The sequence below is a fragment of the Maritalea sp. S77 genome (genome assembly GCF_049801075.1).
In the GTDB taxonomy this organism is placed as follows: Bacteria; Pseudomonadota; Alphaproteobacteria; order Rhizobiales; family Devosiaceae; genus Maritalea.
Genome location: NZ_JBNAGG010000001.1, coordinates 1,161,497 through 1,188,159, shown reverse-complemented (window position 1 = coordinate 1,188,159; position 26,663 = coordinate 1,161,497). Strand labels below are relative to the sequence as shown.

The following is a 26,663-nucleotide window of genomic DNA, read 5'->3' as shown; positions in this document are numbered from 1 at the left end:
CAGAAAAAAGGGAGTTCAAGATGAAACTGACTAAAATTATGCTTGGTGGCGCTTTGCTACTTAGCTCTGCATCTTTCGCAGTTGCACAAGACCAACAAGCGATCCAGGTTATCCTGTGTGGCGATGACACATTTGGCGGTGAAGTAAACGCCAAGCACATCGGCGAATGGGAAGCGAACAATCCTGGTTTTGACGTTCAAATCGAATATGTGCCTTGGGGCCAGTGTCAAGAAAAAGCAACAACACTTGCTGCTGCTGGCACACCGGCTGCGGTTGCTTACATGGGTTCTCGTACCCTTAAGCAGTTGGCGCAAAACGATCTGATCTTGTCTCACGACTTGTCAGATGAAGAGTTGGCAACTTGGGCAGAGCCAATTTTGGCGACTGTAACTGCGAACGGCAAAGTGTGGGGCCTACCACGCGCGTTCTCAACAAAAGCATTGTACTGGAACAAAGACCTGTTTGAAGCTGCTGGTCTTGACCCAGAAACTCCTCCTAAAACTTGGGATGAGATGTATGACGCTGCGAAAGCCATTAAAGACAACACCGACGCTGATGGCTTCGGTTTGGCTGCCGCTTCATTCGACAACACAATGCACCAGTTCATGAACTATGTGTACACAAACGGTGGTGAAGTGATCAACGCTGACGGCGAGATCGTATTCAACTCACCAAACAACGTTGAAGCACTTGCGTTCTATGGCAAGATGGCTGAAGTTTCTCAGCCAGGTCCAGTTGCTTATGACCGTGCGAAATTGCGTCCATTGTTCGTGGAAAGCAAAATCGGCATGTTCATTTCTGGTCCATGGGAGCGTGGCGCTGTTGCTGACGCTGTAAATTGGGGCGTTGCACCAATTCCAGTAGGCCCAATGGGTACACCAGGTACATTGTTGATCACTGACTCATATGCAGTGTTCAAAGGTTCAGGCGTTGAAGAAGCTGCTTTGGACTTTGCTAAGTACATGACAAGCCCAGACAAGCAAATGGAATTTGACATTGCTGCAGGCTTGACACCATTGCGTCCTAACCACCCAAGTGTGGCGAAAATCGTGGAAGAAGACCCAACCTGGGGTGCTTTCCTTGACGCCATCGAAACTGGTGGTCCAGAGCCTTTCGTAACTGACTATGTTGGTCTGCAAGACGTGATCAACGAAGCTGTTCAAGGCGTTGTTTTGGGCGAAGTTGAAGCTGCTGAAGCTGTTGAAATCGCAGCTGAAGACTTGGAAGACTACAAGTAAGCTTTTGCAAAAACGTGGGGTCCGCCATCGGCGGGCCCCGCAACGAAAACCGCAAATTAGGGGGGGATGACCGTGGGTCAACTCAAACTCGATAACGTTAAAAAAAGCTACGGCGACGTTGAGGTCATTCAGGGCGTTTCACTTGACGTAAAACATGGTGAGTTCATCGTGTTCGTCGGACCATCAGGTTGCGGCAAGTCAACTTTGTTGCGCATGATTGCCGGCCTAGAAGAAATTACAGCTGGTGATGTTGTGATTGATGACAAGATCGTCAACACATTGCCACCAGTTAAACGGGGCATCGCGATGGTGTTCCAATCTTATGCGCTATATCCACATATGAGCGTGTATGAAAATATCGCTTTCCCTCTGCGTGTTGAGAAAAAATCAAACGAAGAGGTTGATCAAAAAGTACGTAAGGCTGCAGAAATTCTGCATTTGACACCACGCCTTGATCACCGTCCGGGTGAATTGTCTGGTGGTCAGCGCCAACGTGTGGCAATTGGCCGTGCGATTGTGCGGGAGCCGAGCGTATTCTTGTTTGACGAACCGTTGTCAAACCTAGATGCGGCGCTGCGGGCCACCATGCGTGTTGAGCTGACAAAGCTTCACCATGATCTCGATGCCACAATGATTTACGTGACACACGACCAAGTGGAAGCCATGACCATGGCTGACCGGATCGTAGTGTTGGATGGTGGGCACATTGCGCAAGTGGGCACACCGCTTGAGCTATATCACAAGCCAGATAATTTGTTCGTGGCAGGCTTTATCGGCAACCCTAAGATGAACTTCATTGAAGCCGTCGGTAAGGGCGCGGATAAAGATGGTGTGCGGGTCGAAATTCCAGATGCCGGCGAATTTGTGTTGCCTGTTCATCCCCATGATGAAGATAAAATTGCGGGCCAAAAGCTCACACTTGGCATTCGTCCAGAGCACACTGACCTCGAAAACGGTGAGATCACACTTGATTTGACCGCCAATGTGGTTGAGCGCTTGGGCATCCACACTGTGGGCTATGCCAACCGCAAGGGTGTAGACGAAGTGTTCTGCACAGTTCAAAGCGGTTCCGCACCACTTAAAGCTGGCCAAGACTTCAAGCTGCGCTTCAACGCAAAAGATTGCCATTTGTTCGATGCAGATGGCCGCGTTTATGAGCGTAAAATCGAGTTCAAGGATCTGAGCTTGCCAGATATGAAATAGATTGGGTCAGTTACCCAATTACGAAAATCTCATATGAGACTTTCTTGGCTCCTCCCCACGGGCCGGAACCCCATCCTTGGATGGGGTTCTTTTTTTCGGGGCTCGTGATTTAGGCGGGGATCACTTCCAGCTCGCACGCACCTTCCAAATGCCAAATCTTCGCAACGATTTGCCAACCCCTTTGCTCATCCCACACAAAGTTCAAATGGTCCACAAAGATGCTGGTGCGGGAATGCAACCGCAGCTTCACTGTGGTGCTCAATGGCGACAGCCAATCAATGGTGATGATTTGATCATATCGTTTTTGGTTGAAACTGGCAGGCGAGGGGCGGCTGGCCACGTCAGCGCGAAAGCTTGCAATGGGGTCGACAAATATCTCACCATTATCCGCATCAAACAAAGTGGAAGAGGGGTGAAACACCGCATCCAGTTTTTCGACATCGCAATAATAGATGGCGTCAAGATAGGTGGAGATGGCGGTGAATAAAAGTTCTGTCCGAGACATGTAAAACTCCAATGTAGTTACGGTGTAATTTCTTGGAGTTTTCTAAAATTTTAGCGCAAATTCCAGTGGCGGAAATGACGATATGCGTTAAATTCCCGCCAAAGGATATTCTTTGAGTGCAATTACCAAACTCGACCGCGCGCAGCCACATCCACCATTTCGATGAACTGCCCGTCACGGTGCAACGCAACTTGATCCATCAAATTGCTCACCACGCAAGTGTGGTTTGGGATGATGCGGACTTTATCGCCAACCTTCGGCTTTTCCTTGCAGGCGGAAAGGTCCACAACAGCATGTTCTTCAGAGAGGCCGCTGATCACCGCTTGCGGATAATCGACAATGTAGCCGAAGTCTGTAAACCCAAGCAGGTCCGAGGTGAGGGCCTTTGAACCCGCGTCCAGCACAGCCCGATCGGCAGTTGGCCGCGACACAACAGTGGCCAAAATGGTCATGGCGCAATCGTCAAATGTGCAATGGCCTGCACGCACCAACGATCGGTCGTTGTAGATATACGTCCCTGCACGATGTTCGGTGGCTGACTTGGCCTTCTCGGCCGAATAAAGGCTAGGCGACCCGCCGCTCGACAGCACGGGGCAGGCAATGCCCGCTTCATCGAGCAAGGCCTTGGTGTCATTGAAAAATTGGTCCACCGCATCTTCGCCATTGGGCGACGGGTAGGTCATCAGCCCACCAAATGTGAGACCGGATGCGGCATCGATTTTCCGCGCCAACTCAAGCGCTTCGTCGGGCGATTGAACGCCGCAGCGTCCGCCACCTGTGTCGCATTCCACAAGTACGGTCAAAGGCTTGTGGTCATCAAAAGCAGTGGCGAGACCCTCAATTGTTGTGGTGCTGTCAGCAACCACAGACAAGGTCACCTGCTCATTCAGATTGCGCAGTGGTTCCATCTTCTCAGCGCCAACAATGTTGAAGGTCAACATAATGTCTTTGATGCCTGCATCCGCAAACACTTGCGCCTCGGAGACCTTTTGGCAGGTAATACCGATGGCACCAGCATCAAGCTGCTTTTGCGCAAAGCGTGGGATCTTGTGGGTTTTGATATGCGGGCGCGACTTTTTGCCCGCCTGATCCAGATAGGATTGTACCCGCTTGATATTCGCATCCACGATGGTCTCATCGATCAGCACAACAGGCGTACTCAGATTATAAATCGAGTTGTTTTCAGTCATTATGATTTCCCGCTTGGCGCGTTTGATTTGGTTAGCCCAGATTATGCGGATCAGCGACTTTGGGCCAAATGTTTTTTGGCGCTTTTTGATAATCCGTTGTTGCTGGATCATTAGGGTAAGGCCGTCCGGCAGAACAATAAATGATCTTTTCGGCGATTGGCGCAAATGAATCATAGAAATGATTGGTCGATTTGATCAGCAAAATATCCTTTGCCGCCCAATCCACACCGCCTACGTCAAATAGGCTTTTGCCAAAGCTCTGGCAGCGCGTTGAATTGAGGATCACCTCAATGCCATCAAAGCTGATGGTGGCAATATCGCCCATGGGCACATAGCTATCGCCAAAACGATGCTCGGCATTACTGACCAGCTTTTCAACTTTCACCCGTTTGTCCACTGGATTGCCAGTAAAAGGAGCCGATTTTGCGCCAAAGCGCAGCGGAATTTCTGCGCCTTCGCCCGCTGCAAAGCAGATCTGCACCGCAATGGGGTCCCAAATGGTGCCGACAGCAACATTGGTCGCGCCGTGTTCGATCAATTCTTCCAAAATTACGGTCGCATCACCTGCGGTGCCGCCACCAGGATTGTCCCACATATCAGTGAGAACAACTGGCTTTTGTGCGCCCTTGGCTGTGGCCAGCGCGTCAGCGACTGCTTGCACTTCGTCCGGTTGTTCCGGCATGCTCTTGCCCCGCATGGCAAACACATCGAGCCCAAGCTCGCGCGCAAGTTGATCGCCCTTTTGCTTTTTATTGTCTGTGACCACCACCATTTTCGTGCCCATCTCAGGCACGTCAGAAGCCATGAAACCGTGGATAAGCGATAGGGACAAAATATCTGCATCGCTCTTTTCCAAGGCAATCATCTTGTCCACAAAGCTGCGCATGGGCTGCCTCGAAGTGGGGAACACATCGATCATCTTACAATCAAATACGCTCACTTCGGGTTTTACCTCGCCCGCGAGGGTGGCATCCAAAATGCGGTACAAATCATCTGCACGATCTACAAAATCAATGTGCGGAAACTCTTTGAACGCAATAAAGAAATCGAGTTGATCAACCCGTTTTTGCGTGAGTTGGCTGTGGGGATCAAAGGTGGCGCAGATCACGCAATCTTCCCCCACAATTTCACGAACGCGCGCCAATAAATCGCCTTCTGGATCATCATAGCCTGCGGCAACCATCGCCCCATGCAATCCCAACGCAACCGCATCAAGCGGCATCGCTTGCTGGATTTGATCCAAAATCTCATCGCGCAAGCTTTCAAATGCGCGTTGATTAATGATGCCGGCGGGGTCTGCCCATGCAGCAGTGCCTTCAATGAAGGTCCACTGCTTCTCCTTTGCCCATTTGCGCCCTAATGGGAGGACAGCAGAGCAAAGGGTCGGGGTCTCAGGGTGGGTGCCTGGACGGGCGTAAAGAGATGCCTCAAAACCCCGCCGATCAATTGCGATCGGCGAAAAAGTATTGGATTCGGTAGCCAATGCCGCCGAGAAAACGCGCTTATTTGCCATAGTGCTTAAGCTCTTTCACCACCCATTGGGTTCGGCAAATAGCCTGTGAAGCCGGTAATTTTCCAGCTGCCACCAACATTGGCGCAATAATAAACGGTCTGCCACAACATACGATCACTTGTGCCATCCGCGCGCGGAATGCGACCATCAAATTTCTTATGCACAATGGCTTTGTCGCCGTTAATTTCAATGTCCCGCAACACAGTTGCATTGAAAATTGCGTCCATTGGGTCGCCTGCAAAGGCGCCAGCTTGCGATTCTTTTTGGAAATCATGGGCCTGACGCAACCACTCATCCGCATAATCTTTGAGGCTTGGGAACGCCAAGCGCCAATGATCAGGATTAGAGGCATTGTGGCCATGAACTCCCATAAAGCCTTGTTCTACAAAGTCATTTTCGACCATAGACCAATCGGCAGCGATGAAAGCTTTGATGTCACGATCCACCAACATTTCCCAAATTTGGTGGCGTGCAGTGTCTGATTCTACGAAAGGATTCTGTCTTGATGTCACGATACTTTACTCGGCAAAAAATTTTCATTTTTGTTAAAATTCCTATAGAAAAACTGGATGATTTCTGCTCATATGTCAATCGATAAGAAAATAATTTACATCGCTGAATAATTTGGAGACGATCAATGACGATTAAGCGTTATGGGGCGGAAAAATCTGGTGCGGGCGGTCAAAATCTGCCATTTGCGCGCGCTGTTGAAGCCGATGGCTGGCTGCATGTTTCTGGCCAAGTGGCCATGAAAGACGGCGAAATCGTCGGTGGCAATATTGTTGAGCAAACCCATGTGGCGATCAAGAACCTAATCGCGATTTTGGAAGAAGCTGGTTACGGCATGGAACATGTTGTGCGCGTTGGCGTATGGCTGGATGATCCACGTGACTTTTGGTCGTTCAATGGCGTTTACAAATCTTACTTTGGCGAACATCCACCTGCACGCGCCTGTGTACAATCGAGCTTAATGGTCGATTGTAAGGTTGAAGTGGATTGCATTGCCTTTGATCCAAGCCGTAAATAGGGTCTGGTAACAAAAAGGCGGATCGATGGCGGATATCATTGCCACATTGCAAAAGCAGCTTTCAGAGCTTTCCCGCTCTGAGCAGCGCATTGCAGAAATTGTTTTCGAAGACAAACAATTTGCAGTGAATGCCTCCATTATCGAATTGGCGGCGCGCGCGGACGTGTCGCCGCCAACCGTTACCCGCTTTTGCCGTCGCTTGGGGTGCAACTCTTTTTCAGAGTTTAAAGTGCGGCTCGCACAGTCTGCTTTTATCGGCACGCGTTATCTGGAGCCTGAAATCAAGGTCACCAGCACGCAAGAGGTGATCGATACAGTGATGGGTCGTGCGCAATCCACCCTCAATGTGTTGCACGAAAATGTAAACGCTGAGGTGGTGGAGGAATTTGCGGCGCAAATTCTAAACGCCAAAATGATCTATGCCTTCGGGTCAGGCGGCAATTCATCATTGTTTGCTCATGAGGTGCAAAACCGACTGTTCCGGTTGGGCTTGCGCGTCACCGCATCGGAAGACCATTCCATGCAATTGATGACAGCCTCAACCTTGGGCGAAGATGATATGGTGATCGGGCTTTCCATTTCTGGCCGCAACCGAGAATTGGCACGGGCGCTTGAAGTGGCCGCTGGCTACGGCGCATACACAGCAAGTATCACCAAAGGTGAGAGCATTGTGGCGCAATCCAGCAATCTTAGTCTGGCCGTGGATTTGCCAGAGGGCACAGATGTGTTGCGCCCATCATCGGCGCGATATGCCTTTTTGGCCGCAATCGACATGATCGCCTTTTTGGTGGCGATCAGACGCAAAGATAGCGCGATTGAACCGCTGCGCCGCATTAAGCGGCAATTGGTGACCTATCGCGATGAGGACGATACACAAGTACTTGGAGATTAGATCGTGTCTGATCAAACACAACAAAAGACAGCCATCGTCACAGGCGCTGGCGGCGACATTGGTCGCGCCATTTGTGTGGAGCTAGCGAAAGATGGCTTTGCGGTTTTGGCACTCGATATTGCGCAAGAACCTAATGATGAAACCATCCGCCAAGTGCGCGAAGCCGGCGGCAAGGGCGAATCCCTGATTTGCGATATTTTGGACGCGGATGACCGCGCCAAAATGGTGGAAGCCGGGCGGGCGCTGGGCGCAATTTCATTGTTGGTGAACAATGTGGGCGCCATCACAGCAGAGAGCTTGCAGCAGGCTACTGTCGAGAATTTTCAACAAGATTTTAAAATCAATCAGCTGGGTGCCTTTGCATGTTTCAAAGCCATCGAGCAGGATTTGATCGCCAATAAGGGCGTGTTGACCAATATTGCATCGGTCAATGGTTTGGGCGTTTTCGGACACCCAGGCTATAGCGCCGCGAAGGCAAGCCTTATTCACTTCACCCGTTTGGTGGCAGTTGAATATGGCAAATATGGCATTCGCGCCAATGCGATTGCCCCTGGCACCGTGCGCACCCAAGCATGGGACGAACGGGCCAAGAAAAATCCTCAAGTATTTGAGGATGCAAAACGCTGGTATCCCTTGCAGCGTGTTGCCGACCCTGTCGACATCGCAAATGTGGTGAGCTTTATTTCGTCTCCAGCTGCGGCTGCAATTTCAGGCGCCTGTCTGCCTGTGGATTGCGGGCTAACTGCAGGGCAGGCGGAATTGGCCGGCACCTTTGCACAATCAGAAGACTATTAGAGGAAATCCTGTCGATTTCCGTCCCTAAGATTTAAGAGGAACATATTATGTCAACGCCAAAATTCCGTCTTGAGGCCACATGGGTGGACCGCGGGGAGGAGCCAGCGAAGATGAAGCTGGCGCTGACGAACCTTTCTGGCGCAGACCTGAAAAATTTTCGATTGTCCTACACAGGTTTGATGCGTGTAAAAGCTGACGTTGAAGTGGAAAATGCCACTTTTGTGAAACGCTTTGCCAATTTCCACCAGTTTGATCCGCTCGACAATATTGTTGTGGCTGATGGCGAGACTTGGGAATTCACCGTTCAAAACCTGACCAGCAATGCCCAACACCGTATGGACGGGCCAAAATCTGGTTATGTGACCCTTGAGGACGGGTCGCATGTGGATGTGGACGCAGGCGATTTGCAAATTGAAGGTCGCCCAAGTGAGTTTGCCGGCAATCTTGTCCCAGAAGGTAAATTGACTGACCCAATTGCTGTGGTGCCATGGCCAAACCATGTTGCCGTCAGTGATTTTGATACGCCACCAGTGGTGCTGTGCGCTGCCGAAGGCACAAGCGCTGACGAGAAGCGCGCGATCAACAACGTGGCTGCATTGGCCAAGCGCCTGAAGCACGAATTGCCAGACCGTTTGCGCCTGACAAATGTGCCCGGCGGTCGCAAATTGACTTTGGTGAACAACGCCGCTTTGGCCAGCGAAGCCTATGAGCTTTCGTTTGCCAAAGACGAAGTTGTTTTGACCTATGGTGACAAAGCTGGTTTGAACTATGGTTTGATCACCCTGTCGCACATGATGGACGGGGCAAAAGCTGAGCCGACCAAGTTCAAATTCCCAACATCAGGCGAAATCAAAGATGCCCCACGCTATGAATGGCGCGGGTCTCATTTGGACGTGTCTCGTCAATTCTACCCAACAGATGCAGTTGAACGTTTCATCGACATTTTGGCGTGGAACAAGCTGAACAAATTCCACTGGCACTTGTCTGACGATGAAGGCTGGCGCGTGGAAATTAAAGGCTATCCAAACCTCACCAAAGATGGGGCTGTGATGGGCGAAGGCCACGCCATGCCCGCACAATTGGGTGCAGGTCATGAATCAACAGGCGGCTTCTACACCCAGGAAGAAATCAAGGAATTGATCATTCACGGGCAGGCGCTCAATGTTGAGATTATGCCAGAATTGGATATTCCGGGTCACTGTAACGCCGTGTTGGCAGCTTATCCTGAGTTGCGCGACCCTGAAGAGCCAGATGACAATTACCGCTCGATCCAAGGCTACCCAAACAATGCCATCAACCCGGGCATTCCAGCCACGTACAAATTCATCGAAACAGTGATGGAAGAAATTTCAGACCTGTTCCCGTCCAAATATATCCATGTGGGCGGCGATGAAGTGGATGAGAACTCTTGGCTGCAATCACCGGCTGCAGAAAAGGTGATGAACGAAGAGCGCTTGAATGGCACGATGCAATTGCAGGCGCACTTCCTCGGCAAGGTACAAAAAACCATCCGCAAAAAAGGCAAAATTGTCGGCGGTTGGGATGAAGTATCTCACGGCGGCGGTATCGACAAAGAAGGCGGTACTTTGTTGTTCGCATGGCAAAAGCCAGAGGTTGGCTTGGAGCTTGCCGAGCAGGGCTATGACGTGGTGATGACACCCGGCCAAGCCTATTATCTCGACATGGCACAATCGCCAGTTTGGCAGGAATCAGGTGCATTTTGGGCGGGCTATGCCTCACCAGAAAAAACTTACACCTATGAAGCTGCTGGTGAATTCCCAGACCATTTGAAAGGTCGTTTGAAGGGCGTTCAAGCTTGTATCTGGTCAGAGCATTTGATTTCGCGTCAAGTGTTCAACCATCAAGTTTTCCCCCGCTTAAATGCAATTGCTGAAGCAGGGTGGACGGAAAAGGAGAATAAGGACTGGCCACGTTTTGCTGCACAATGCAAAATGCTGCCACGTCTATAATCCTCCCCAATTAAAACCCTTCAAGAGAATAGGGACATCATAATGAGAATTGCCGTTGCAGGCTTGCACACAGAGTGCAGCACATACACCAGTGTGGAACAGACCAAAGAGAACTTTAACATCATGCTCGGCGCCGATGTGCTCAAGCATGAACTGTTCAAATTTCTGGACCATGAAGGCGTGGACATTGCGCCCTTGTTTTACGCGCGGGCAACGCCCGGCGGGCCTGTGGCGGCGAAAACTTATGATGAATTTAAAGCACAAACCTTGGCCGCGCTGGACGCGGCCTTGGCTGAAGGCCCCCTAGATGGGGTCTATCTCGCCATGCATGGCGCGGTGCACGTGACTGGCATGGAAGATGCGGAAGGTGATTTTCTCGAAGCGATCCGCCAGCGGGTGGGCGACGAGGTGATCATTTCCTCAAGCTATGATTTGCATGGCAATGTGACCCAGAAAGTGATCGATCAACTCGACATTTTCACCGCATTCCGCCACGCGCCACATATCGATACCTATGAGACCTTTGAACGTGCATTCCTTTATTTGGTCGATGCGTTGAAAACGGGCAAACGTCCGAAAGTCTGCTGGGCACCAATCCCTGTTTTGTTGCCGGGCGAAAAGACCAGCACGGTCGATGAGCCAGCGAAATCGCTCTACGCCCAATTGTGGGAAATCGACAAACGCAAAGGCGTTTTGGACGCATCTTTGATGGTTGGCTATGTGTGGGCCGATGTGGCCCGCGGCACCGCCGCAGCCGTTGTGTGCGGCTATGACGATGCGGCAATCAAAAAAGCGGCGGAAGATATTGCCCAATCCTATTTCGATGCACGGGAAGACTTTGCGTTTGGCGTGCCAGCGGCTCCGTTGGCAGAAACATTGGACGCGGCATCAAAAATCGAAACTGGCCCGATTGTGATTTGCGACAGCGGTGACAATCCCGGTGGCGGTGGCGTCGGCGACCGTGTGGATGTGTTGAAAGAAGCCATCTCTCGCGAGATGAAAGATTTGCTGGTGATCGGCATTTGCGCGCCAAAAGCGGTGGCCCAAGCCTTTGACGCGGATTTGGATGCGAAAGTGCATATGAGCATTGGTGCCGAGTTAGACACGCTAAACTCCCCAACCATTGAGGGGGATGCCACAATTTTGCGGCGGGCAGAACTGGCCAATGGCCAGCGATTGGCGCTGGTGGAAATTGGCGGCGTGCGCGCGGTATTGAACGAAAAACGGCAAACATTCCATGAGCCATCTGATGTGGCGGCGCTTGGTTTGGACGTGGCAGAAGAAAAGATGATCGCCATTAAATGCGGCTATATCTCAGCCGATATGTCAAAAATTGCCAACCCAAATCTGATGGCCTTGACCGATGGCGCGGTGAACCAAGACATTGAGCGTTTGGTCAATAAACATCGCCAAAGCCCATGCTATCCGTTTCAAAAGGACTTTGCCTACACAGCAAAGGCGCGAATGGCCGAATAGCGCCAGACGCTATTTACAGCAACCAGAATCGGTGGATAAGCTAACGCAATCAAATGGCGGCGCGCCAATGCGTTGCTTTTCCCCGTGCGGGGCAAGGCAAGCAGGGGGCATTTCTTGCACATAAGCGCCGCGCTCCAATAGATGCGGATTGCTTTATGCTGTTTATCTTTAATGTCATCGCCCCGGTTTTTTGCCTTGTGGGCTTGGGCTACTTCGCCACATGGTTCAAAGCCTTTCCGCAAGATGGCATCAAAGGTCTAATCGCATTCACCAACAATTTCGCCGCGCCATTCTTGCTGTTCCGCGCCATGCTGACGATTGATTTTTCTTCAGCGCTCAACCCCAACCTGATCCTGCCCTTTTACATCGCAGCGCTAACGGGCTTTGTGGTGGGCATCATCTTGGCGCGCACGCAGTTTGGTGCGCGGCCCGGTGTTTCCGTGGCGATCGGCTTTTCCGCGCTGTTCACCAACACAGTTTTGCTAGGCATTCCCATTATTCAACGCGCTTATGGCGATGAAGCGCTGCCAACGATCTATATGATCATCGGCTTCCACGCGCCCACTTTGATGAGCGTGGGCATGTTGACCATGGAAATGTCACGCCGGGATGGCCGTCCGATCAGCCATGCATTGCGAGACGCCCTGAAGCGCATCGCCACCAACCCGCTTTTGATCGGCATCGCGTCTGGCGTGGCGCTCAATCTTTCTGGCTTGAAGTTGCCTTTGTTTCTCGACGACGCGACAAAATTGCTGGTTAGCGCGGTGCTGCCAACGGCTTTGTTTGGCCTAGGCGCAGCGCTGACGCAATATCGACTTTCCGCAAGCTGGGGGCCGGCGCTGGCCATGGCGCTGATCAAAAATATACTGCACCCGGCGCTTGCGTATTTGATGTTGGTGCCGCTGTTGGGCGTGCCGCTGGAGATTGCGCGGATTGTGGTGTTGCTGGCGGCAATGCCCACAGGCATCAACGCCTATATCTTTTCCACCTACTTCAATCGCGGCACAGACGTGGCCGCCACAACAGTTTTGATAGGCACGTTGCTAAGTGTCTTCACCATTTCATTTTGGCTATGGGTGCTCTCATGAAAAATATTCTGATCGCGGGCGGGTTGCCGCAAGATTGCTTGCAATTGATGGAACAGCATTTCAACTTGTTCCGCATGGACCAAGCGGACGATAAAGATGCGTTTTTGGCCAAACATGCGACTGAAATTGACGGGGTAAGTGGCGGTGCCATCGGTGCGGAATTGATGGATAAACTGCCGAATCTGACGATCATCGCCAATTTCGGCGTTGGCTACGACAATATTGACGTTGCTGCCGCTAAGGCGCGTAATATCATTGTCACCAACACGCCAAACCGACTGAACGCTGCAGTGGCGGAACTCACGCTCGGTTTGATGATCGCCTTGGCCCGCCGTATCCCCAAAAATCACGAAATGGTGCGTAATGGCCATTGGCCAAGCGTGAAGCGAGCGCCATTGACCGGGCAGCTGGCCGGAGCAAAATTGGGCATTTTAGGGCTAGGCCGGATCGGCAAAGCCATCGCCAAACGGGCCGAAGCTTGCGATATGGATATTAGTTATTTCGGCCGTACGGACCAACATAATCTCTACCGATATTTTGACGATCTCACAGAAATGGCCAACCATGTGGATTGGCTGGTGATCATCGCCCCCGGTGGCGCGGATACGGATAAGTTGGTCAATGCTGATGTGATCGACGCGCTGGGGCCCGAAGGTTTTCTCGTCAATATCGCCAGGGGCAGCATTGTTGACGAAGCAGCATTGATCACGGCGCTTGAACAAGGCAAACTGGGTGGCGCAGCATTGGACGTATTTGAAAACGAACCACATGTGCCAGACACCTTGCGCAATTTGCCAAACGTAGTGCTTTCCCCCCACGCAGGCAGCGCCACCCACGTGACGCGCCAGCAGATGGGCGCGCAAGTGGTGGACAATCTGATCGCCTATTTTGATACGGGCGAGCCGCTTGATCCCGTGACATGAAAATCCATGTCACAGGCAACTCCGGCTCGGGCAAAACGACATTTGCAAAAGAGCTAGGCGACACGCTCAGTTTGCCGGTGTTTGGACTGGATAAAGTGGTTTGGCGGGCGGGTTGGCAAAAAACACCACCTGATCAACGCGTTCGGTTGGAAAGAGAGCTGATGAAGCAGCCTGCCTGGATCATCGAAGGCGTTTCGGCGCAAGTGCGACAGGCCGCGGACATCATTGTTTTTCTCGATGTTGCTCGCCCTGTTGCCTATGCTCGCGCGTTAAAGCGCAATCTGCCTTATCTATTTAAAAGCCGTCCGGAATTGCCCGAAGATTGTCCTGAGTACAAACTGGCGCTGCGTCATTTGAAACTGGTTTGGAACTTTAAGGGCCAAATCCGCCCCAACATCATGCGCGATATGCATCTCCATCCTGAGAAATTTCTAGTGGTGAAAACCACGGCGGACCGGGCCGCCGCGATAAGCAAACTCCAACTTCAAAAATAATTTGACAATTCATAACTACGTAGTTATGAATTAAAACATAACTGGAGAGTTATGAATTATGACCCAAACCCAACCAAATCATGATGTGCTGTTCAAAACATTGGCAGACCCAACCCGTCGCGCGATTTTTGAGCAATTGTGCCAAAAGGGCGATCAGACGGTGGTGGACCTCACCAAGCGAGCAGGGGTGTCACAGCCAGCTGTGTCGAAACATCTCGGCGTGTTGAAACAGGCCGGGCTGGTGGAGGGGCGAGTGGATGGGCGGCAAACCCATTATACGCCCAAGCTGGAAGCACTGTCGCCGCTTGCCGATTGGACGCAGCAAATGACCCAATTCTGGCAGAGCCGCTTTGATGATTTGGATGCGTTGCTAACAAGGATGGATCAATGAGTGATGTGCGTACCGTTGTGGTGGAGCGAGAAATGGCCCACGCGCCGGAGAAAATTTGGCGGGCACTGACCCAGCCTCATCTCATTCAAGAATGGCTTATGCAGTCTGACTTCGCGCCAGATCTTGGCCACAAATTCCAGTTTAAGGCCGAGTGGGGCGCGGTGGAATGCAAAGTGCTGGAAGTGGAGCCCAAAAAGCGACTTGCATATAGCTGGGAAGCCTATGGGCTGGAAAGCGTCGTGACGTGGACCTTGGAGCCAACAGCAAACGGCACGCTTTTGCGCATGGAGCAAAAAGGCTTTAAGCCAGATCAAAACCAAGCCTTTCATGGTGCTCGCCACGGTTGGCAAAACTTCTTCAATCAATTGGAAAATGTGTTGGCACAGCCAAAGCAGGAGGAGGCTCAATGAAACTGAACCGCTTTATCCGAACATCTCATCGCTGGATTTCACTGGCATTCACCCTAATTGTTGGGGGAATATTTCTTACCCTCGGCCTAGGTCAAGAACCCGCACAATGGGTCTATTATCTGCCGCTATTGCCTTTGGCGCTTTTGCTGATCAGCGGATTATATCTGTTCGCTTTGCCCTATTTTTCAAAAGGACGTACTGCCGCACCGGCAAAATAAAAAAGCCCCGCAATTGCGGGGCTTTCTTTTAGCTGTTTGGCATTGCCGTTTCCACGAGCTGCGCCCAATAGGAGCAGCCATAGGGAATGACATCATCATTAAAATCATATTGGTCTTGGTGCAGACCAGCTGTGTCGCCATTGCCGACAAAGATAAAGGCACCCGGGCGCGCATTGGACATAAAGGAGAAATCTTCCCCGCCAAGGCTTGGTTCGGTGTTGGCATCCACGCGTTCATCGCCCACTAGATTTTTGGCCACGTCGGTGGCGAAGGCGGTTTGGTCTGGTGCGTTCATGGTGACGGGGTAGCCATCGCGATAATCGACTTCTGCTTTGGCACCAAAGCCAGCAGCCACGGTTTCGGCAATTGAAATCAAACGAGATTTCACCTGCAATCGCACCTCTGGATCAAGTGCACGAACTGTGCCCGCCAATTCCACATTCATTGGGATGATGTTGTGGGCCGAACCGCCTTTAATGATGGTGGTGGATACCACGGCAGATTGAACCGGGTCCACATTGCGGGCGACGATGCTTTGCAGCGCCAGAACGATATGTGATGCAACTACAATCGGATCGATTGATTTATGCGGCATAGCGGCATGGGAATCGACACCAGTGACCTTGATGTTCCACATATCCGCAGCAGCCATAATGCCGCCTTCACGGATGGCGAATTCGCCCACCGGAATGCCGGGGAAATTATGCATGCCGAACACTTCTTGAATGCCGAAACGGTCCATCATGCCATCATCAACCATGGCTTTGCCACCAGCGCCGCCTTCTTCCGCAGGTTGGAAAATCACCGCTACTGTGCCGTCAAAGTTGCGGGTTTCGGCCAAATATTTCGCCGCACCCAACAACATAGCAGTGTGCCCATCATGGCCGCATGCATGCATTTTGCCCGGAGTTTTAGAGGCGTAAGGCTTGTCGGTTTGCTCATGAATAGGTAGCGCATCCATATCGGCACGTAAGCCGATCACTTTGCCAGAGCTATCCTTATTACCTTTGATAATGCCGACAACGCCGGTTCTGCCGATACCCGACACAACTTCGTCGCAGCCGAAACTTTTGAGCAATTCTTCAACTTTGCCCGCAGTGCGGTGCACATCATACAAAAGCTCTGGATGTTCGTGAAAGTCGCGTCGCCACGCGGTAATCTCATCATGAAATTCTGCGATACGATTGATAATCGGCACGTTGTGTCTCCCTAGATATTTTGGTTTTGCGCGCCATGGCGCGAAATTGGATGCGGCATAGTGCAACAATTCAATTGGTTTGACCAGAGGCCAGTATAACCATCAACAAGGACTCAAAAAATCTGCAAAATCTCGGTATTGCCGGAGCGGAGAGGGACACGCAACTCGCCGCCGTTTATTGTCACGGGGCCTGCAATTTCACCCGCAAGTTCAACGGTGTGCAACACCTGAAATCCATTTGCAAAGCTGATCATGTGCAAACTTTTGCGGTTTGTGCCGGGCACAATTAAATCAGTAATCCCGTCGGCATTTATATCAGCCTGTGCGGAAAGCTGTTGCTCACGAGAGCCAAGGCGATGGTTGGAAAAGCCCACATGTGTCGAAACCAGTGAGAGCTTGCCTTTGGTATAGCGCCAAAGCTGCAACTCTTTGGCCAAGTGCGGTTTTGAGACCAAAGCGATCTCTACCCGCCCATCACCGTCAAAATCGGCAATATCCGCTGGATTCAGCCACCGATTGGGCTGGCCGATATAGGGCGTTTGCGCTAACAGGGAAACATTGCCCGGTGCAAGATTATAGATCGCGAGTGACGCACCTTTTTGGATATGGCTTTGCACCACAATCAGTTCTTCAACGCCATCGCCTGTAAGATCCATAAGACGCGGAATGCGGTCTTCAAAAACCTCGGTCGCAGGCAAGTTGAATGTCGCCTTTGTGCCATCGCGATAACTGACCTGAAATCCTGCCGCTTCAAATTGATCACCCAACACAAAATGCTGATAACGCTGGGTTGCGTTGATCAGCTCGACAGAGCGCACGAATTGGCCACCCTTTGCGGTTTGGCTGTGCGGTATTTTTTGAGCCCATGCGTTGGAGATGGATAGCAAACTGGCGAGGGCGATAAGGGCGAGATTTTGAATGAGGCGGTGAACTGGTCGCAAAATGATGGGTCCTATGCGTCGAATGGATAAGGAATCTATCTTGCCAAACGGGTGAAATCGCGTGCAAATCACTTGCACGTGAAACGATAAGCGCCTACCAAAGTGCGGCGAACAAAGCGAACCCACAAAAGTTGGAAAGACAATGTTTGAAACTTTAAAACCCGCCCCGCAAGATAAAATTATTGCCTTGATTGCTGAATACGCAGCTGATGAGCGCGACAGCAAGATTGACCTTGGCGTGGGCGTTTATAAAGACGCAACAGGCAACACCCCGATCATGACCGCTGTCGCCAAAGCGGAAGATCGTCGGGTGAAAGAGCAAACCACCAAAACCTATGTTGGCATGGCTGGCAATGTTGGCTTCAACGATGCCATGATCGATCTCGTCTTGGGTGACTCAATTTCCCGCGATCGCGTGCGCGGCGCACAAGCACCCGGCGGTACGGGTGCTCTGCGCCTGATCGCCGATTTGCTCGACGTAGCAAAGCCGGGCGCGACCGTTTATCTGTCAGACCCGACATGGCCAAACCACGTGCCATTGATGAGCGCAGCTGGTTTGAAAACAGCGACATATCCGTATTTCGATGCCGAAACCGGTAAAGTGAAATTTGACGAGCTTTGCGCCGCGCTGGAAAAAATGACAGCCGACGACATTGTGTTGCTGCATGGCTGCTGCCACAACCCAACGGGCGCCAACCTGACCAATGAACAATGGGACAAGGTGACCGAAATCGTCGCAAAAACCGGCACCTTTGTGTTGGTTGATATTGCATATCTCGGCTTCGGCGATGGCCTGGAAACAGATGCTTATGGCGTGAGCAAATTGGCGAGCACCTTGCCAGAGATGGCCGTTGCTGCATCTTGCTCGAAAAACTTCGGGCTATACCGCGAGCGTGTAGGCTGTGCGATGATTATCGGCGCGAATGAAGAGGTGGCGAACATCACCTTCTCACAATTGCTCAGCGCCGCCCGCGCCAACTACTCCATGCCGCCTGATCACGGTGCAGAAATCGTGCGGATCATCTTGAATGATGACGCCTTGCGCGAAGAGTGGGAAGACGAGCTGACCCAAGTGCGCAACCACATGGTGACCATCCGCGAAAAGCTGGCCGAAGCCATGCGCCAGCGTTCCAACAGCGCCGACTTCGACTTCTTAGCCGAACACCGCGGCATGTTCTCCTTGCTCGGCATTTCACAAGACAAGGTTGAACAGCTCAAAAAAGACTTCGGTGTTTATATGGTGGGCAATTCCCGCATGAACATTGCGGGTCTTGGCGTCGATAAAATTGAGCAATTTGCCGATGCGTTGGTGAAAGTCACCCGCGAGGGCTAAGCTCTGCCTAAACTGAATGATTGAGGGCGCCAATGGCGCCCTTTTTTATGGCAACTTATGGACGAAAGCGTCGAACTTACCCATATCGCGCAGCACGGGGCCGTGGCCGAAACAAATGATTTTCGGGCTAAGAGCGTGTAGCTTTTTGATGGATTGAATATTCTGCTGCTGATCTGTGGTAAAGGCGGCTGGGGGAAGGCCCAATCCGACTTTGGTTGTCAGCAAATTCATATTGACCAACGCATCACCCGCGATCAAAACGCCATCATGCCGGCGGAAAAATGAGATGTGACCAGGCGCGTGGCCGGGCGTGTCTATCACCTCGAAGCTGCCGACCATGTCGCCTTCCTTCAGCGTTTGGTCGACTGAATGACCGGGCCCCGCCCAGAATTTTTGCTGAAATTTCGCAATTAACCCGTCACGATCCGGATAATTGCGCGTGGCAAATCCGCTCTCGGCATTCTCGCGTTCAATTTCTGAGGAAAGCAGGGGGACGCCAAGGCGCATGCAGATTTCTTTGCTGGCACCTTGATGGTCAGCGTGCGCATGGGTCAGCACATGTTTGCTGATTTGATGCCCTTCTATTGCCTTAAGGATCTTTTGGCCTGAGCTTTTGATGCCAGCATCCACCAGTACATCGTCAATGAGATAGCAATTTATGCTGTTGCGCGGCATGAGCGGAATTCGAAATACGTTTTCTGCAACTTGTTTCATGAATTCACCTATTCAAATGCCGGATAAGCGCTGATCTGCTTCACCACATTGCCATCATGTGTTGGCACGACCATCAGGTCTGGATTGGCCTTCATGATTTGCTGCAATAACCAAAGCTGGTCGTGCACCATCGGCACATCATGGTCGACAATGTTCTCGGCGAATGGCAAGCGTGGATGTGCCTTTTCAATTGCTTCGATTGACCAGCTTGTGTCGCCGATAAAGAAGTAGCGTTTGCCGCTTGCGGCTGTCACAACAAAGCCCATGCTGCCTGCCGTGTGCCCTTCCATCGGCACGGCAATCACCGATTGATCCCCAAACATATCCTTGGATTTATCAAACGGGCCATAAGGGCCATCAGTGAATTCCAAGAATTCCCACTCGGTTTCCGGATTAATCAGATATTCTTGGAAATAGGATTGGTTCTCCAACGCTTTTTCCCGCGCCACCTCCAGTTCATTTTCCGTCACTAAGATTGGAGTGTCTAAAAAGTCAGGGATGATGGCCGCGTGGTCCCAATGCAAATGGGTGAGGGCAATAAAATCGACGTCGCTTTGGCTTTTCCCGTTCGCCGCCAACAATTCTTTGGCGGTTTCCGTCGCAGTGTAGGCGAACAGGTTTTCATAGAAGAAATCAAAATTTTCGGCATGTTCGCGCGCAATATTGGTGCCAATGCCGCCTTCTAATATAAACGTGGATTGCGGATGTTCGACCACGAAACCGGAATAAACGCTCTGGTGCTGTTCGAAGAAATTGCCGCCGGTATAAATCAGCGCCTCTGGCGAAATATTATGGCCGGTGGAAAATTGCGATATGCGAATTTCACTGTTCTGCGGGGCAGGTGGAAATTCTAAAATCAACTCCATCGGCTCGCGCGGCCCTTCAATGGTGCGGGGCCAGGTTTGATAGGTGATCAAGCTGCCAATGATCAGCACAATTGCCCCGGCGGCGAGCGCCGAGATATATCTCTTCTTCATGGGATACGCCTTACTTTACATAGTTACTCAAATGGTGCTGCACCCGTTCCAGTGGTTGCAGCGATTTTTGCGTACGCGCCAAAATCAACGCGCCTTCAAGGGCGCAAAAACTAAATTGCGCCAATTCGTTAGCCTTCTGCTCGTCTATGCCGAACGCGATAAATCGGTCTGCCGCCAGACTCTGCCAATGGGTATAACAAGCGGAAATAGCCGCACCGATCTCAGCTTCCTGCGCGCTCAACTCCAACGCCAAAGTGGAAACGGGGCACCCTTTTTCATAATCTGACTGCACCAGATTCTTCGCAAAGCCTTGCACCAACGCAGCGATGAAGCTGTCCAGACTGTCACTCGCAGTGCCAGCTTGCCGAATGCCTTCGCCAATTTCCTGCTTCGCCTGTTCAACCACAGCAATTGCAATATCGTTCTTGCCCTTAGGGAAGTGATAATAAATTGAACCCTTCGGCAGATCACCTGCGCTGCAAAGCTCATTTAAACCCACAGCCACAAAGCCTTTGCGCTGGAATAAATCCATCGCAATTGCGGTCAGTTTCGATTTTGTCGTTTCGCCTTTGCGCTTGCGGCGCGTCGCATTCTTTTTTGTGTTCATATTATTTTATATAGACCGGTCGTCATAAAAATCAAGAATATTTTTGAAATAGGAGGTCTTGCGCTTAAAAGCGAAGCTATTTTAGGGGGGTAGCTTAGGAGTCGTTGGGATGCGCTCGCCTGAGCGTGCGTGGAGGCACGCAATTTGTTATCGCCCAAGCGCCTCAGGTGAAACCTCTTGCCGCAAACTGCTGAGGAATTGCTCAACCCTTCGGCGCAATTGATCAAGGGGAAGTTGCTTGAGGTCTCCCGGTGCGATGGAGAGCGATTCAAGTTCATGTTGATGCGCGGCGCGTTTTTGCTCTAGCGAGTCTGGAAGATTGAGCCTTTTAGCAGCTTCAAGCATAGAGATAAGGCCGTGCAGTTTTTCGACTTTGGAAAAAGCATCAAACATCTCTTGAGCCAATTCCGGATGGTCGCGCCAGGATTTGCCTGCGTAAATCTCCTGTGTTACGCGCTGCCCGGCGCCAAAACAATTATAGCGCACGCAACCTGAAAACCCTTTTTGATCCAATTGCGCATGGATGCGGCAATAATGATCGGGCAATAGGTGAGGGCAGCCAACGCCAGCTGCCTTATCAAAATCAAAATGGTCGCCCTGATCAAAAGCGAAGGCCACGCAGCAAAATGCCACGCAGTTTTTGCAATCTGGATGTAACGAAAATGCCGCCATGTTTCTGTGCTATCGGGGAGCGAGGACACAAACAAGCATTTATTTTTGATCATTTGGTAAAAATAATTTAGGGTTCGCGACATATTGGCCGATTGCGCGGCTTTAGCCCTTGCGAATAGCTAAACAAGTGTGAGACAAGGCCCATCAACAATGTTCCTAACGTCGATCAGGTGACCTATGAAATTTTTTGTCGATACAGCCGAAGTTGCTGACATTAAAGAACTCAATGAATCTGGCCTGTTGGATGGTGTGACCACCAACCCAAGCCTTATTGCCAAATCTGGCCGTGACTTTATTGAAGTGGTGAAAGAAATCTGTGACCTGATTGAAGGTCCAGTTTCGGCCGAAGTGGCCGCCACAGATTATGATGGCATGGTGAAAGAAGGCGATTACCTTGCGTCTTTGGCTGACAATGTGGTGATCAAACTGCCTTTGACCATGGAAGGCCTGAAAGCCTGCCGCTATTTCACCAATAAAGGCGTTAAAACCAACGTGACCTTGTGCTTCTCCGTGAACCAAGCGCTGTTGGCCGCCAAAGCCGGCGCAACTTATGTGTCGCCATTTATTGGTCGTTTGGACGACATCAATCTTGATGGCATGCAGCTGATCGAAGATATCCGCACCGTTTATGACAATTACGGCTTTGAAACCGAAATTCTCGCGGCTTCTATCCGCTCTGCAAACCATGTGAGCGACAGTGCATTGGCGGGTGCTGATGTGGCGACCATTCCACCCGCGGTGATCCGCAAATTGGCTGAGCATCCATTGACTGACAAAGGCTTGGACGCGTTCGTCAAAGATTGGAAATCAACAGGACAATCAATCCTTTAAGGATCGAAGGAATATATTATGTCAGATAAGGCGCTGGAACAATCAGTGCGCAATGCACTGGGCAACATCAATGTGCCAGGCGGGGGCGTGCTCTCGCAATATCCGGGCCTTTCTGACATAATCGTAACGCAAAGTGCGGTGGCCTTCGCGATCACCGTGCAACCCGGCATGGAAGCGGCGTTTAAGCCGATTGTTGATGCCGCGAAAGAAGCCGTGGCCAGTGTCGCGGGCGATAAAAAAGCTATGGTGTCGCTCACTAGCGACAAGGCCGCCGCGCAAAAGGCGCAAAGTGCCGGACAACCAAAACCTACTGTTCAAAAAGAGCCCGTTAAAGGCGTAAAAACCGTGATCGCAGTTGCCTCAGGCAAGGGCGGCGTGGGTAAATCCACCACGGCAGTCAATCTGGCTTTGGCCTTTGCTCATGAGGGCAAAAAGGTCGGCATCTTGGATGCGGATATTTATGGCCCATCCATCCCTAAGCTATTGGGTTTGCAAGGCAAACCAGCGGTGCGCGAAGATGGAATTTTCGCTCCGCACGAAGCTTATGGGTTGAAGGTTATGTCCATCGGGTCGATGCTGGAAGGCGATCAGGCGGTGATGTGGCGCGGCCCAATGGCCAGCTCAGCACTCAAGCAATTGCTACGCGAAACCGATTGGGGCGAATTGGACCTTTTGGTGATCGACTTGCCGCCTGGCACAGGCGATGTGCACATCTCCTTGGTGCAGCAAGTCGAATTGACTGGCGCCGTAGTCGTGTCAACGCCACAAGATTTGGCGCTGATCGATGCCCGCAAAGCGATCGACATGTTCGCCCGCACTCAAACCCGGATTTTGGGTCTGATCGAAAATATGAGCTATTTCGAATGCCCCAAATGCGGCAGTCAGCATCATATTTTCGGTGATCATGGCGCCGAGAACACGGCCAGCGAATTGGGCTTGAAATTCTTGGGTGGTATTCCGCTACAAATGGCCATTCGGGAAAACTCTGACAGCGGTAACCCTGTTGTTGCAACGATGCCGGACAGCATCGAAGCTAAAGCTTATTTGGATATTGCGAAAAAGCTTTAGGGCTGTTGCCACTCTATCATCTTCGGGCATGACCCGGGGATCCAGTTCATCCGACGCCAAAGCTGAAATTGCAAACAATGTGCTTTTTCGAGAGTCCAGCCTGGACCCGCGTCCCGAATACCTACCGCACAATCGTAATCCGTTCTGCTGCGCGCGTGATTGCGGTGTAAAGATGCCGGGCGCGGTCTTCACGGAAGGCGTAGCTTTCATCGAACAGATAAACATTGTCCCATTGGCTGCCCTGCGCTTTGTGCACGGTGAGGGCATAGCCGAAGTAGAATTGGTCTAATTCGCGTTTTACGGGCCAACTCAGCTCATCTTCGCGGCCTTCGAAGAACTTTTCGTGAGTCTTGATTTTGGCGCGCGTGCGTCGGTCACCTGCATCGTCAGGCGAAAGCTCCATTTTGATGATGCCCTTTTTCTTTTCCACCATTTCCTCAATGCGCCAAAGCTGGCCGTTGAGCAGTTTTTTCTGGTGATTATTGCGCAAGCAAATCAGCTTGTCGCCGACGACAGGAATCTGCGCCGGAAGGTGCTTCAACTCGCGCACACGGTCATTATAGGTGAGGCGGGTGGCATTGGTGCCGCAAAGAATTTGATCGGCTGCCAACACCTCATCGCGATCCACGTCGCGCTTCGAAATCACTTTGCTTTCGCCGTAAAGTCCATGCTCCAATTGTTCACCATTGCGAATGGCCATGGAGAGCTGAATAATCGGGTTATCCGCTGCCTGACGGTGAATTTCGGTGAGCATAATATCTGGCTCAGCATCGGTGAAAAAGCCCGTATCGTGGATAGGCGGCAGCTGGAACGGATCGCCTAAGACCAGAATCTTTTTGCCGAACGACATCAAGTCGCGTGCGAGGCCTTCGCCCACCATGGAGACTTCGTCAATCACAACCAAATCAACTTTTTTCACTTCGCTGTCGCGGTTCAATTTGAACTCAGGCGAGCCGCCTTGCGCATCGTCCTCATCTTTACTGTCCACATAGCGATAAATCAGCGAATGGATCGTGCTGGCGTCAGTGCAGCCGCGCCGCCGCATCACCATGGCAGCTTTGCCGGTGAAGGCCGCAAAAACGACTTTATCAACGCCTTCCGCCAAATGAACCGCCAGAGTAGATTTGCCTGTGCCCGCCCAGCCAAAGAGGCGAAAAATTTGCGGCGCATCCTTATCGGCGAGCCACTTCTCAACGGCGAGAAGTGCTTCTTGTTGCTGCGAAGACCATTGCATATTTTAGCGCCAAAACTGGTGAAACAAAGCGTGAAAATGGCAGCATAAACGAGTCGAGTTGGAGTGGCCATATCTCACCCAATTCCATTTTTCTTTGGTGCAATTTAGTGCGCATTTTAACGAGCTCATTTTTTGCGACGAAAATCTAAATTTTGGAGCGAGCGCGTTGTTTGAAATGATTTGACAATTTTGATTCTAATTGGGTGAAGATGGGTTAACATATTGAAATTAAATAAAATTAGTCGATTTTCACTCCGCAAATTTCCCTACTTGGCAACCACTAACTTTTGTGTAAATCTAAGAAGGCAGGCTTTTTGGGCACTATTTCGCCTTGTTTCCAAAACGTTTTGGAAGTGGGTGGCGAAAACAGATTGGGACGCGGCAATGATGTGTGAACCGATCAGCCCAAAGGAAAATATTATTTTGATGCACCGTAATGGGAGGAATGCATGCAAAGAATTTTGATTTCAGGGGTTTCGGCACTGGCACTTAGCCTTGGTATGGGGGGCGCTGCGTTGGCGGACAACCATTCCATGGATTTGTCAGGTGAAACCATCAGCGTTTTTGGCCCTTGGTTGGGAGTAGACAAAGAGCATATTGAAGCCGTTTTGGCGCCATTTGTCGAAAAGACCGGTGCAAACGTTGAATATTCAGGGTCAGACAGCTTTGAACAGCAAATTGTGATTGATGTTCAAGCCGGCTCAGCGCCAAACATTGCCATTTTCCCACAGCCAGGCTTGGCCGCGGATTTGGCGTCTAAAGGTGGTTTGGCACCGCTTGAAGCCGACACCACAGAGTGGGTGAAGGAAAATTATGCTGCAGGTCAATCTTGGGTTGATCTCGGCTCATATGCTGGACCTGACGGCAACAAAAACCATTATGGCTTCTTCTATAAAGTCGATGTGAAAAGCTTGGTCTGGTATTCACCGGATAACTTCGCCGACATGGGCTATGAAGTTCCTGAAACCATGGAAGAACTGCTCGCCCTGTCTGATCAAATCGTGGCAGACGGCGGCACACCATGGTGCATTGGTCTGGGTTCTGGCGGCGCAACGGGCTGGCCTGCGACCGACTGGGTGGAAGACATTATGCTCCGCACCCAGTCGCCGGAAGTGTATGACCAATGGGTATCAAACGAAATCCCATTTGATGATCCGCGCGTTGTGGAAGCCATCGAGACATTCGGTACATTTGCCCGCAATGATGATTGGGTAGATGGCGGCAGCGCAGCTGTTTCCGCAACCGACTTCCGAGACAGCCCAAAAGGTCTGTTTGAAGTGCCGCCTAAGTGCTACATGCACCGCCAGGCTTCATTCATTCCGTCCTTCTTCCCAGAAGGAACCGAATTGGGCACTGATGCGGACTTCTTCTATTTCCCTGCCTTTGAAAGCAAAGATTTGGGCAAGCCCGTGCTAGGTGCTGGTACTCTGTTCGGGATCACCAATGATTCAAAAGGCGCACGCGCGTTGATTGATTATTTGCAAACAACAGAGGCACACGAAATTTGGATGGCACGTGCAGGCTTCCTCACCCCGCACAAAGGTGTTGATACATCCAAATATGCCAATGACACGCTTCGCGGTCAGGGCGACATCTTGCTCAACGCAACTACATTCCGGTTTGATGGTTCTGACCTGATGCCGGGTGCTGTCGGCGCCGGTTCTTTCTGGACTGGTATGGTGGACTATGCCGGTGGCAAACCAGCAGAAGAAGTTGCCGCAGAAATCCAGTCAAGCTGGGATGCGATCAAGTAAC

General features: G+C 51.3%; 28 protein-coding genes. 17 read left to right on the top strand and 11 right to left on the bottom strand.

Annotated features, from left to right (window positions below; all coding sequences use genetic code 11):
- The first annotated feature begins 20 nt into the window (after positions 1-20).
- Complete coding sequence (locus tag ACP15Y_RS05700) at positions 21-1,238, top strand: ABC transporter substrate-binding protein (protein ID WP_424982032.1); 1,218 nt, start codon at positions 21-23, stop codon at positions 1,236-1,238.
- A 72-nt stretch (positions 1,239-1,310) separates the two neighbouring features.
- Entirely contained in the window at positions 1,311-2,441 is a 1,131-nt protein-coding gene (locus ACP15Y_RS05695) for an ABC transporter ATP-binding protein (RefSeq protein ID WP_424982031.1), read from the top strand.
- Between the two features lie 109 nt (positions 2,442-2,550).
- Here the strand turns inward: ACP15Y_RS05695 and ACP15Y_RS05690 are convergent, their stop codons facing one another.
- From ACP15Y_RS05690 to ACP15Y_RS05675, 4 genes are all read right to left on the bottom strand, one after another.
- On the bottom strand, positions 2,551-2,946 hold the full coding sequence (locus ACP15Y_RS05690; RefSeq protein WP_424982030.1) for a nuclear transport factor 2 family protein: 396 nt from the start codon (positions 2,944-2,946) through the stop codon (positions 2,551-2,553).
- Between the two features lie 122 nt (positions 2,947-3,068).
- Positions 3,069-4,136 carry a D-TA family PLP-dependent enzyme gene (locus ACP15Y_RS05685; protein WP_424982029.1) on the bottom strand — a complete coding sequence of 356 codons (1,068 nt, stop codon included), beginning with the start codon at positions 4,134-4,136 and terminating at the stop codon, positions 3,069-3,071.
- Between the two features lie 31 nt (positions 4,137-4,167).
- Complete coding sequence (locus ACP15Y_RS05680) at positions 4,168-5,649, bottom strand: M81 family metallopeptidase (protein WP_424982028.1); 1,482 nt, start codon at positions 5,647-5,649, stop codon at positions 4,168-4,170.
- 5 nt (positions 5,650-5,654) lie between these two features.
- Entirely contained in the window at positions 5,655-6,164 is a 510-nt protein-coding gene (locus ACP15Y_RS05675; RefSeq protein ID WP_424982468.1) for a hypothetical protein, read from the bottom strand.
- Positions 6,165-6,286: 122 nt separating this feature from the next.
- Between ACP15Y_RS05675 and ACP15Y_RS05670 the strand changes: the two genes are divergently transcribed.
- From ACP15Y_RS05670 to ACP15Y_RS05620, 11 genes are all read left to right on the top strand, one after another.
- Positions 6,287-6,676, top strand: a complete 390-nt coding sequence (locus ACP15Y_RS05670) for a RidA family protein (RefSeq protein ID WP_424982027.1) — start codon at positions 6,287-6,289, stop codon at positions 6,674-6,676.
- A 25-nt stretch (positions 6,677-6,701) separates the two neighbouring features.
- A complete protein-coding gene (locus tag ACP15Y_RS05665) occupies positions 6,702-7,568 on the top strand; it encodes a MurR/RpiR family transcriptional regulator (protein WP_424982026.1) in 867 nt (288 codons plus the stop codon).
- A gap of 3 nt (positions 7,569-7,571) precedes the next feature.
- Positions 7,572-8,363: an SDR family oxidoreductase gene (locus ACP15Y_RS05660; RefSeq protein WP_424982025.1), complete on the top strand. Its 792-nt coding sequence runs from the start codon at positions 7,572-7,574 to the stop codon at positions 8,361-8,363.
- A gap of 47 nt (positions 8,364-8,410) precedes the next feature.
- Positions 8,411-10,333 carry a beta-N-acetylhexosaminidase gene (locus ACP15Y_RS05655; protein WP_424982024.1) on the top strand — a complete coding sequence of 641 codons (1,923 nt, stop codon included), beginning with the start codon at positions 8,411-8,413 and terminating at the stop codon, positions 10,331-10,333.
- Positions 10,334-10,375: 42 nt separating this feature from the next.
- The gene (locus tag ACP15Y_RS05650) at positions 10,376-11,809 is read left to right on the top strand and encodes a M81 family metallopeptidase (RefSeq protein ID WP_424982023.1); all 1,434 of its coding nucleotides are present in this window, start codon (positions 10,376-10,378) and stop codon (positions 11,807-11,809) included.
- 155 nt (positions 11,810-11,964) lie between these two features.
- Entirely contained in the window at positions 11,965-12,897 is a 933-nt protein-coding gene (locus ACP15Y_RS05645) for an AEC family transporter (RefSeq protein ID WP_424982022.1), read from the top strand.
- On the top strand, positions 12,894-13,820 hold the full coding sequence (locus ACP15Y_RS05640) for a 2-hydroxyacid dehydrogenase (RefSeq protein WP_424982021.1): 927 nt from the start codon (positions 12,894-12,896) through the stop codon (positions 13,818-13,820). Before ACP15Y_RS05645 ends, ACP15Y_RS05640 begins: the two co-directional genes overlap by 4 nt.
- Positions 13,817-14,314: a hypothetical protein gene (locus tag ACP15Y_RS05635; protein ID WP_424982020.1), complete on the top strand. Its 498-nt coding sequence runs from the start codon at positions 13,817-13,819 to the stop codon at positions 14,312-14,314. The genes ACP15Y_RS05640 and ACP15Y_RS05635 overlap by 4 nt, the downstream gene beginning before the upstream one ends.
- 58 nt (positions 14,315-14,372) lie before the next feature.
- A complete protein-coding gene (locus ACP15Y_RS05630; RefSeq protein WP_424982019.1) occupies positions 14,373-14,705 on the top strand; it encodes an ArsR/SmtB family transcription factor in 333 nt (110 codons plus the stop codon).
- Positions 14,702-15,115, top strand: coding sequence for an SRPBCC family protein (locus ACP15Y_RS05625; RefSeq protein ID WP_424982018.1), 414 nt, complete (start codon positions 14,702-14,704; stop codon positions 15,113-15,115). The genes ACP15Y_RS05630 and ACP15Y_RS05625 overlap by 4 nt, the downstream gene beginning before the upstream one ends.
- Positions 15,112-15,333, top strand: a complete 222-nt coding sequence (locus ACP15Y_RS05620; protein WP_424982017.1) for a hypothetical protein — start codon at positions 15,112-15,114, stop codon at positions 15,331-15,333. Before ACP15Y_RS05625 ends, ACP15Y_RS05620 begins: the two co-directional genes overlap by 4 nt.
- 28 nt (positions 15,334-15,361) lie before the next feature.
- Here the strand turns inward: ACP15Y_RS05620 and ACP15Y_RS05615 are convergent, their stop codons facing one another.
- Positions 15,362-16,531, bottom strand: a complete 1,170-nt coding sequence (locus tag ACP15Y_RS05615; RefSeq protein WP_424982016.1) for a M20 aminoacylase family protein — start codon at positions 16,529-16,531, stop codon at positions 15,362-15,364.
- A 113-nt stretch (positions 16,532-16,644) separates the two neighbouring features.
- Positions 16,645-17,472, bottom strand: a complete 828-nt coding sequence (locus ACP15Y_RS05610; protein ID WP_424982015.1) for an FG-GAP repeat domain-containing protein — start codon at positions 17,470-17,472, stop codon at positions 16,645-16,647.
- Between the two features lie 142 nt (positions 17,473-17,614).
- Here ACP15Y_RS05610 and ACP15Y_RS05605 point away from each other — a divergent pair, with 142 nt between their 5' ends.
- Entirely contained in the window at positions 17,615-18,805 is a 1,191-nt protein-coding gene (locus ACP15Y_RS05605) for an aromatic amino acid transaminase (RefSeq protein ID WP_424982014.1), read from the top strand.
- Between the two features lie 45 nt (positions 18,806-18,850).
- On the opposite strand, the gene ACP15Y_RS05600 is transcribed toward ACP15Y_RS05605, so the two are convergent.
- From ACP15Y_RS05600 to ACP15Y_RS05585, 4 genes are all read right to left on the bottom strand, one after another.
- Positions 18,851-19,519: an MBL fold metallo-hydrolase gene (locus tag ACP15Y_RS05600; RefSeq protein WP_424982013.1), complete on the bottom strand. Its 669-nt coding sequence runs from the start codon at positions 19,517-19,519 to the stop codon at positions 18,851-18,853.
- An 8-nt stretch (positions 19,520-19,527) separates the two neighbouring features.
- Positions 19,528-20,496: an MBL fold metallo-hydrolase gene (locus tag ACP15Y_RS05595; protein ID WP_424982012.1), complete on the bottom strand. Its 969-nt coding sequence runs from the start codon at positions 20,494-20,496 to the stop codon at positions 19,528-19,530.
- A gap of 10 nt (positions 20,497-20,506) precedes the next feature.
- Positions 20,507-21,103 (bottom strand): TetR/AcrR family transcriptional regulator, encoded by a 597-nt coding sequence (locus ACP15Y_RS05590; RefSeq protein WP_424982011.1) that lies wholly within the window; start codon positions 21,101-21,103, stop codon positions 20,507-20,509.
- Between the two features lie 147 nt (positions 21,104-21,250).
- A complete protein-coding gene (locus ACP15Y_RS05585; protein WP_424982010.1) occupies positions 21,251-21,775 on the bottom strand; it encodes a hypothetical protein in 525 nt (174 codons plus the stop codon).
- A gap of 177 nt (positions 21,776-21,952) precedes the next feature.
- On the opposite strand from ACP15Y_RS05585, the gene fsa reads away from it, so the two are divergent.
- A complete protein-coding gene (fsa, locus tag ACP15Y_RS05580; RefSeq protein ID WP_133570792.1) occupies positions 21,953-22,606 on the top strand; it encodes a fructose-6-phosphate aldolase in 654 nt (217 codons plus the stop codon).
- A gap of 18 nt (positions 22,607-22,624) precedes the next feature.
- Positions 22,625-23,674 carry a P-loop NTPase gene (locus tag ACP15Y_RS05575; protein WP_424982009.1) on the top strand — a complete coding sequence of 350 codons (1,050 nt, stop codon included), beginning with the start codon at positions 22,625-22,627 and terminating at the stop codon, positions 23,672-23,674.
- Positions 23,675-23,795: 121 nt separating this feature from the next.
- Here ACP15Y_RS05575 and ACP15Y_RS05570 read toward each other — a convergent pair whose 3' ends face one another.
- Positions 23,796-24,908, bottom strand: a complete 1,113-nt coding sequence (locus ACP15Y_RS05570; protein ID WP_424982008.1) for an ATP-dependent DNA helicase — start codon at positions 24,906-24,908, stop codon at positions 23,796-23,798.
- Positions 24,909-25,357: 449 nt separating this feature from the next.
- Between ACP15Y_RS05570 and ACP15Y_RS05565 the strand changes: the two genes are divergently transcribed.
- Positions 25,358-26,662, top strand: a complete 1,305-nt coding sequence (locus ACP15Y_RS05565; protein WP_424982007.1) for an ABC transporter substrate-binding protein — start codon at positions 25,358-25,360, stop codon at positions 26,660-26,662.
- Position 26,663 lies beyond the last annotated feature (1 nt).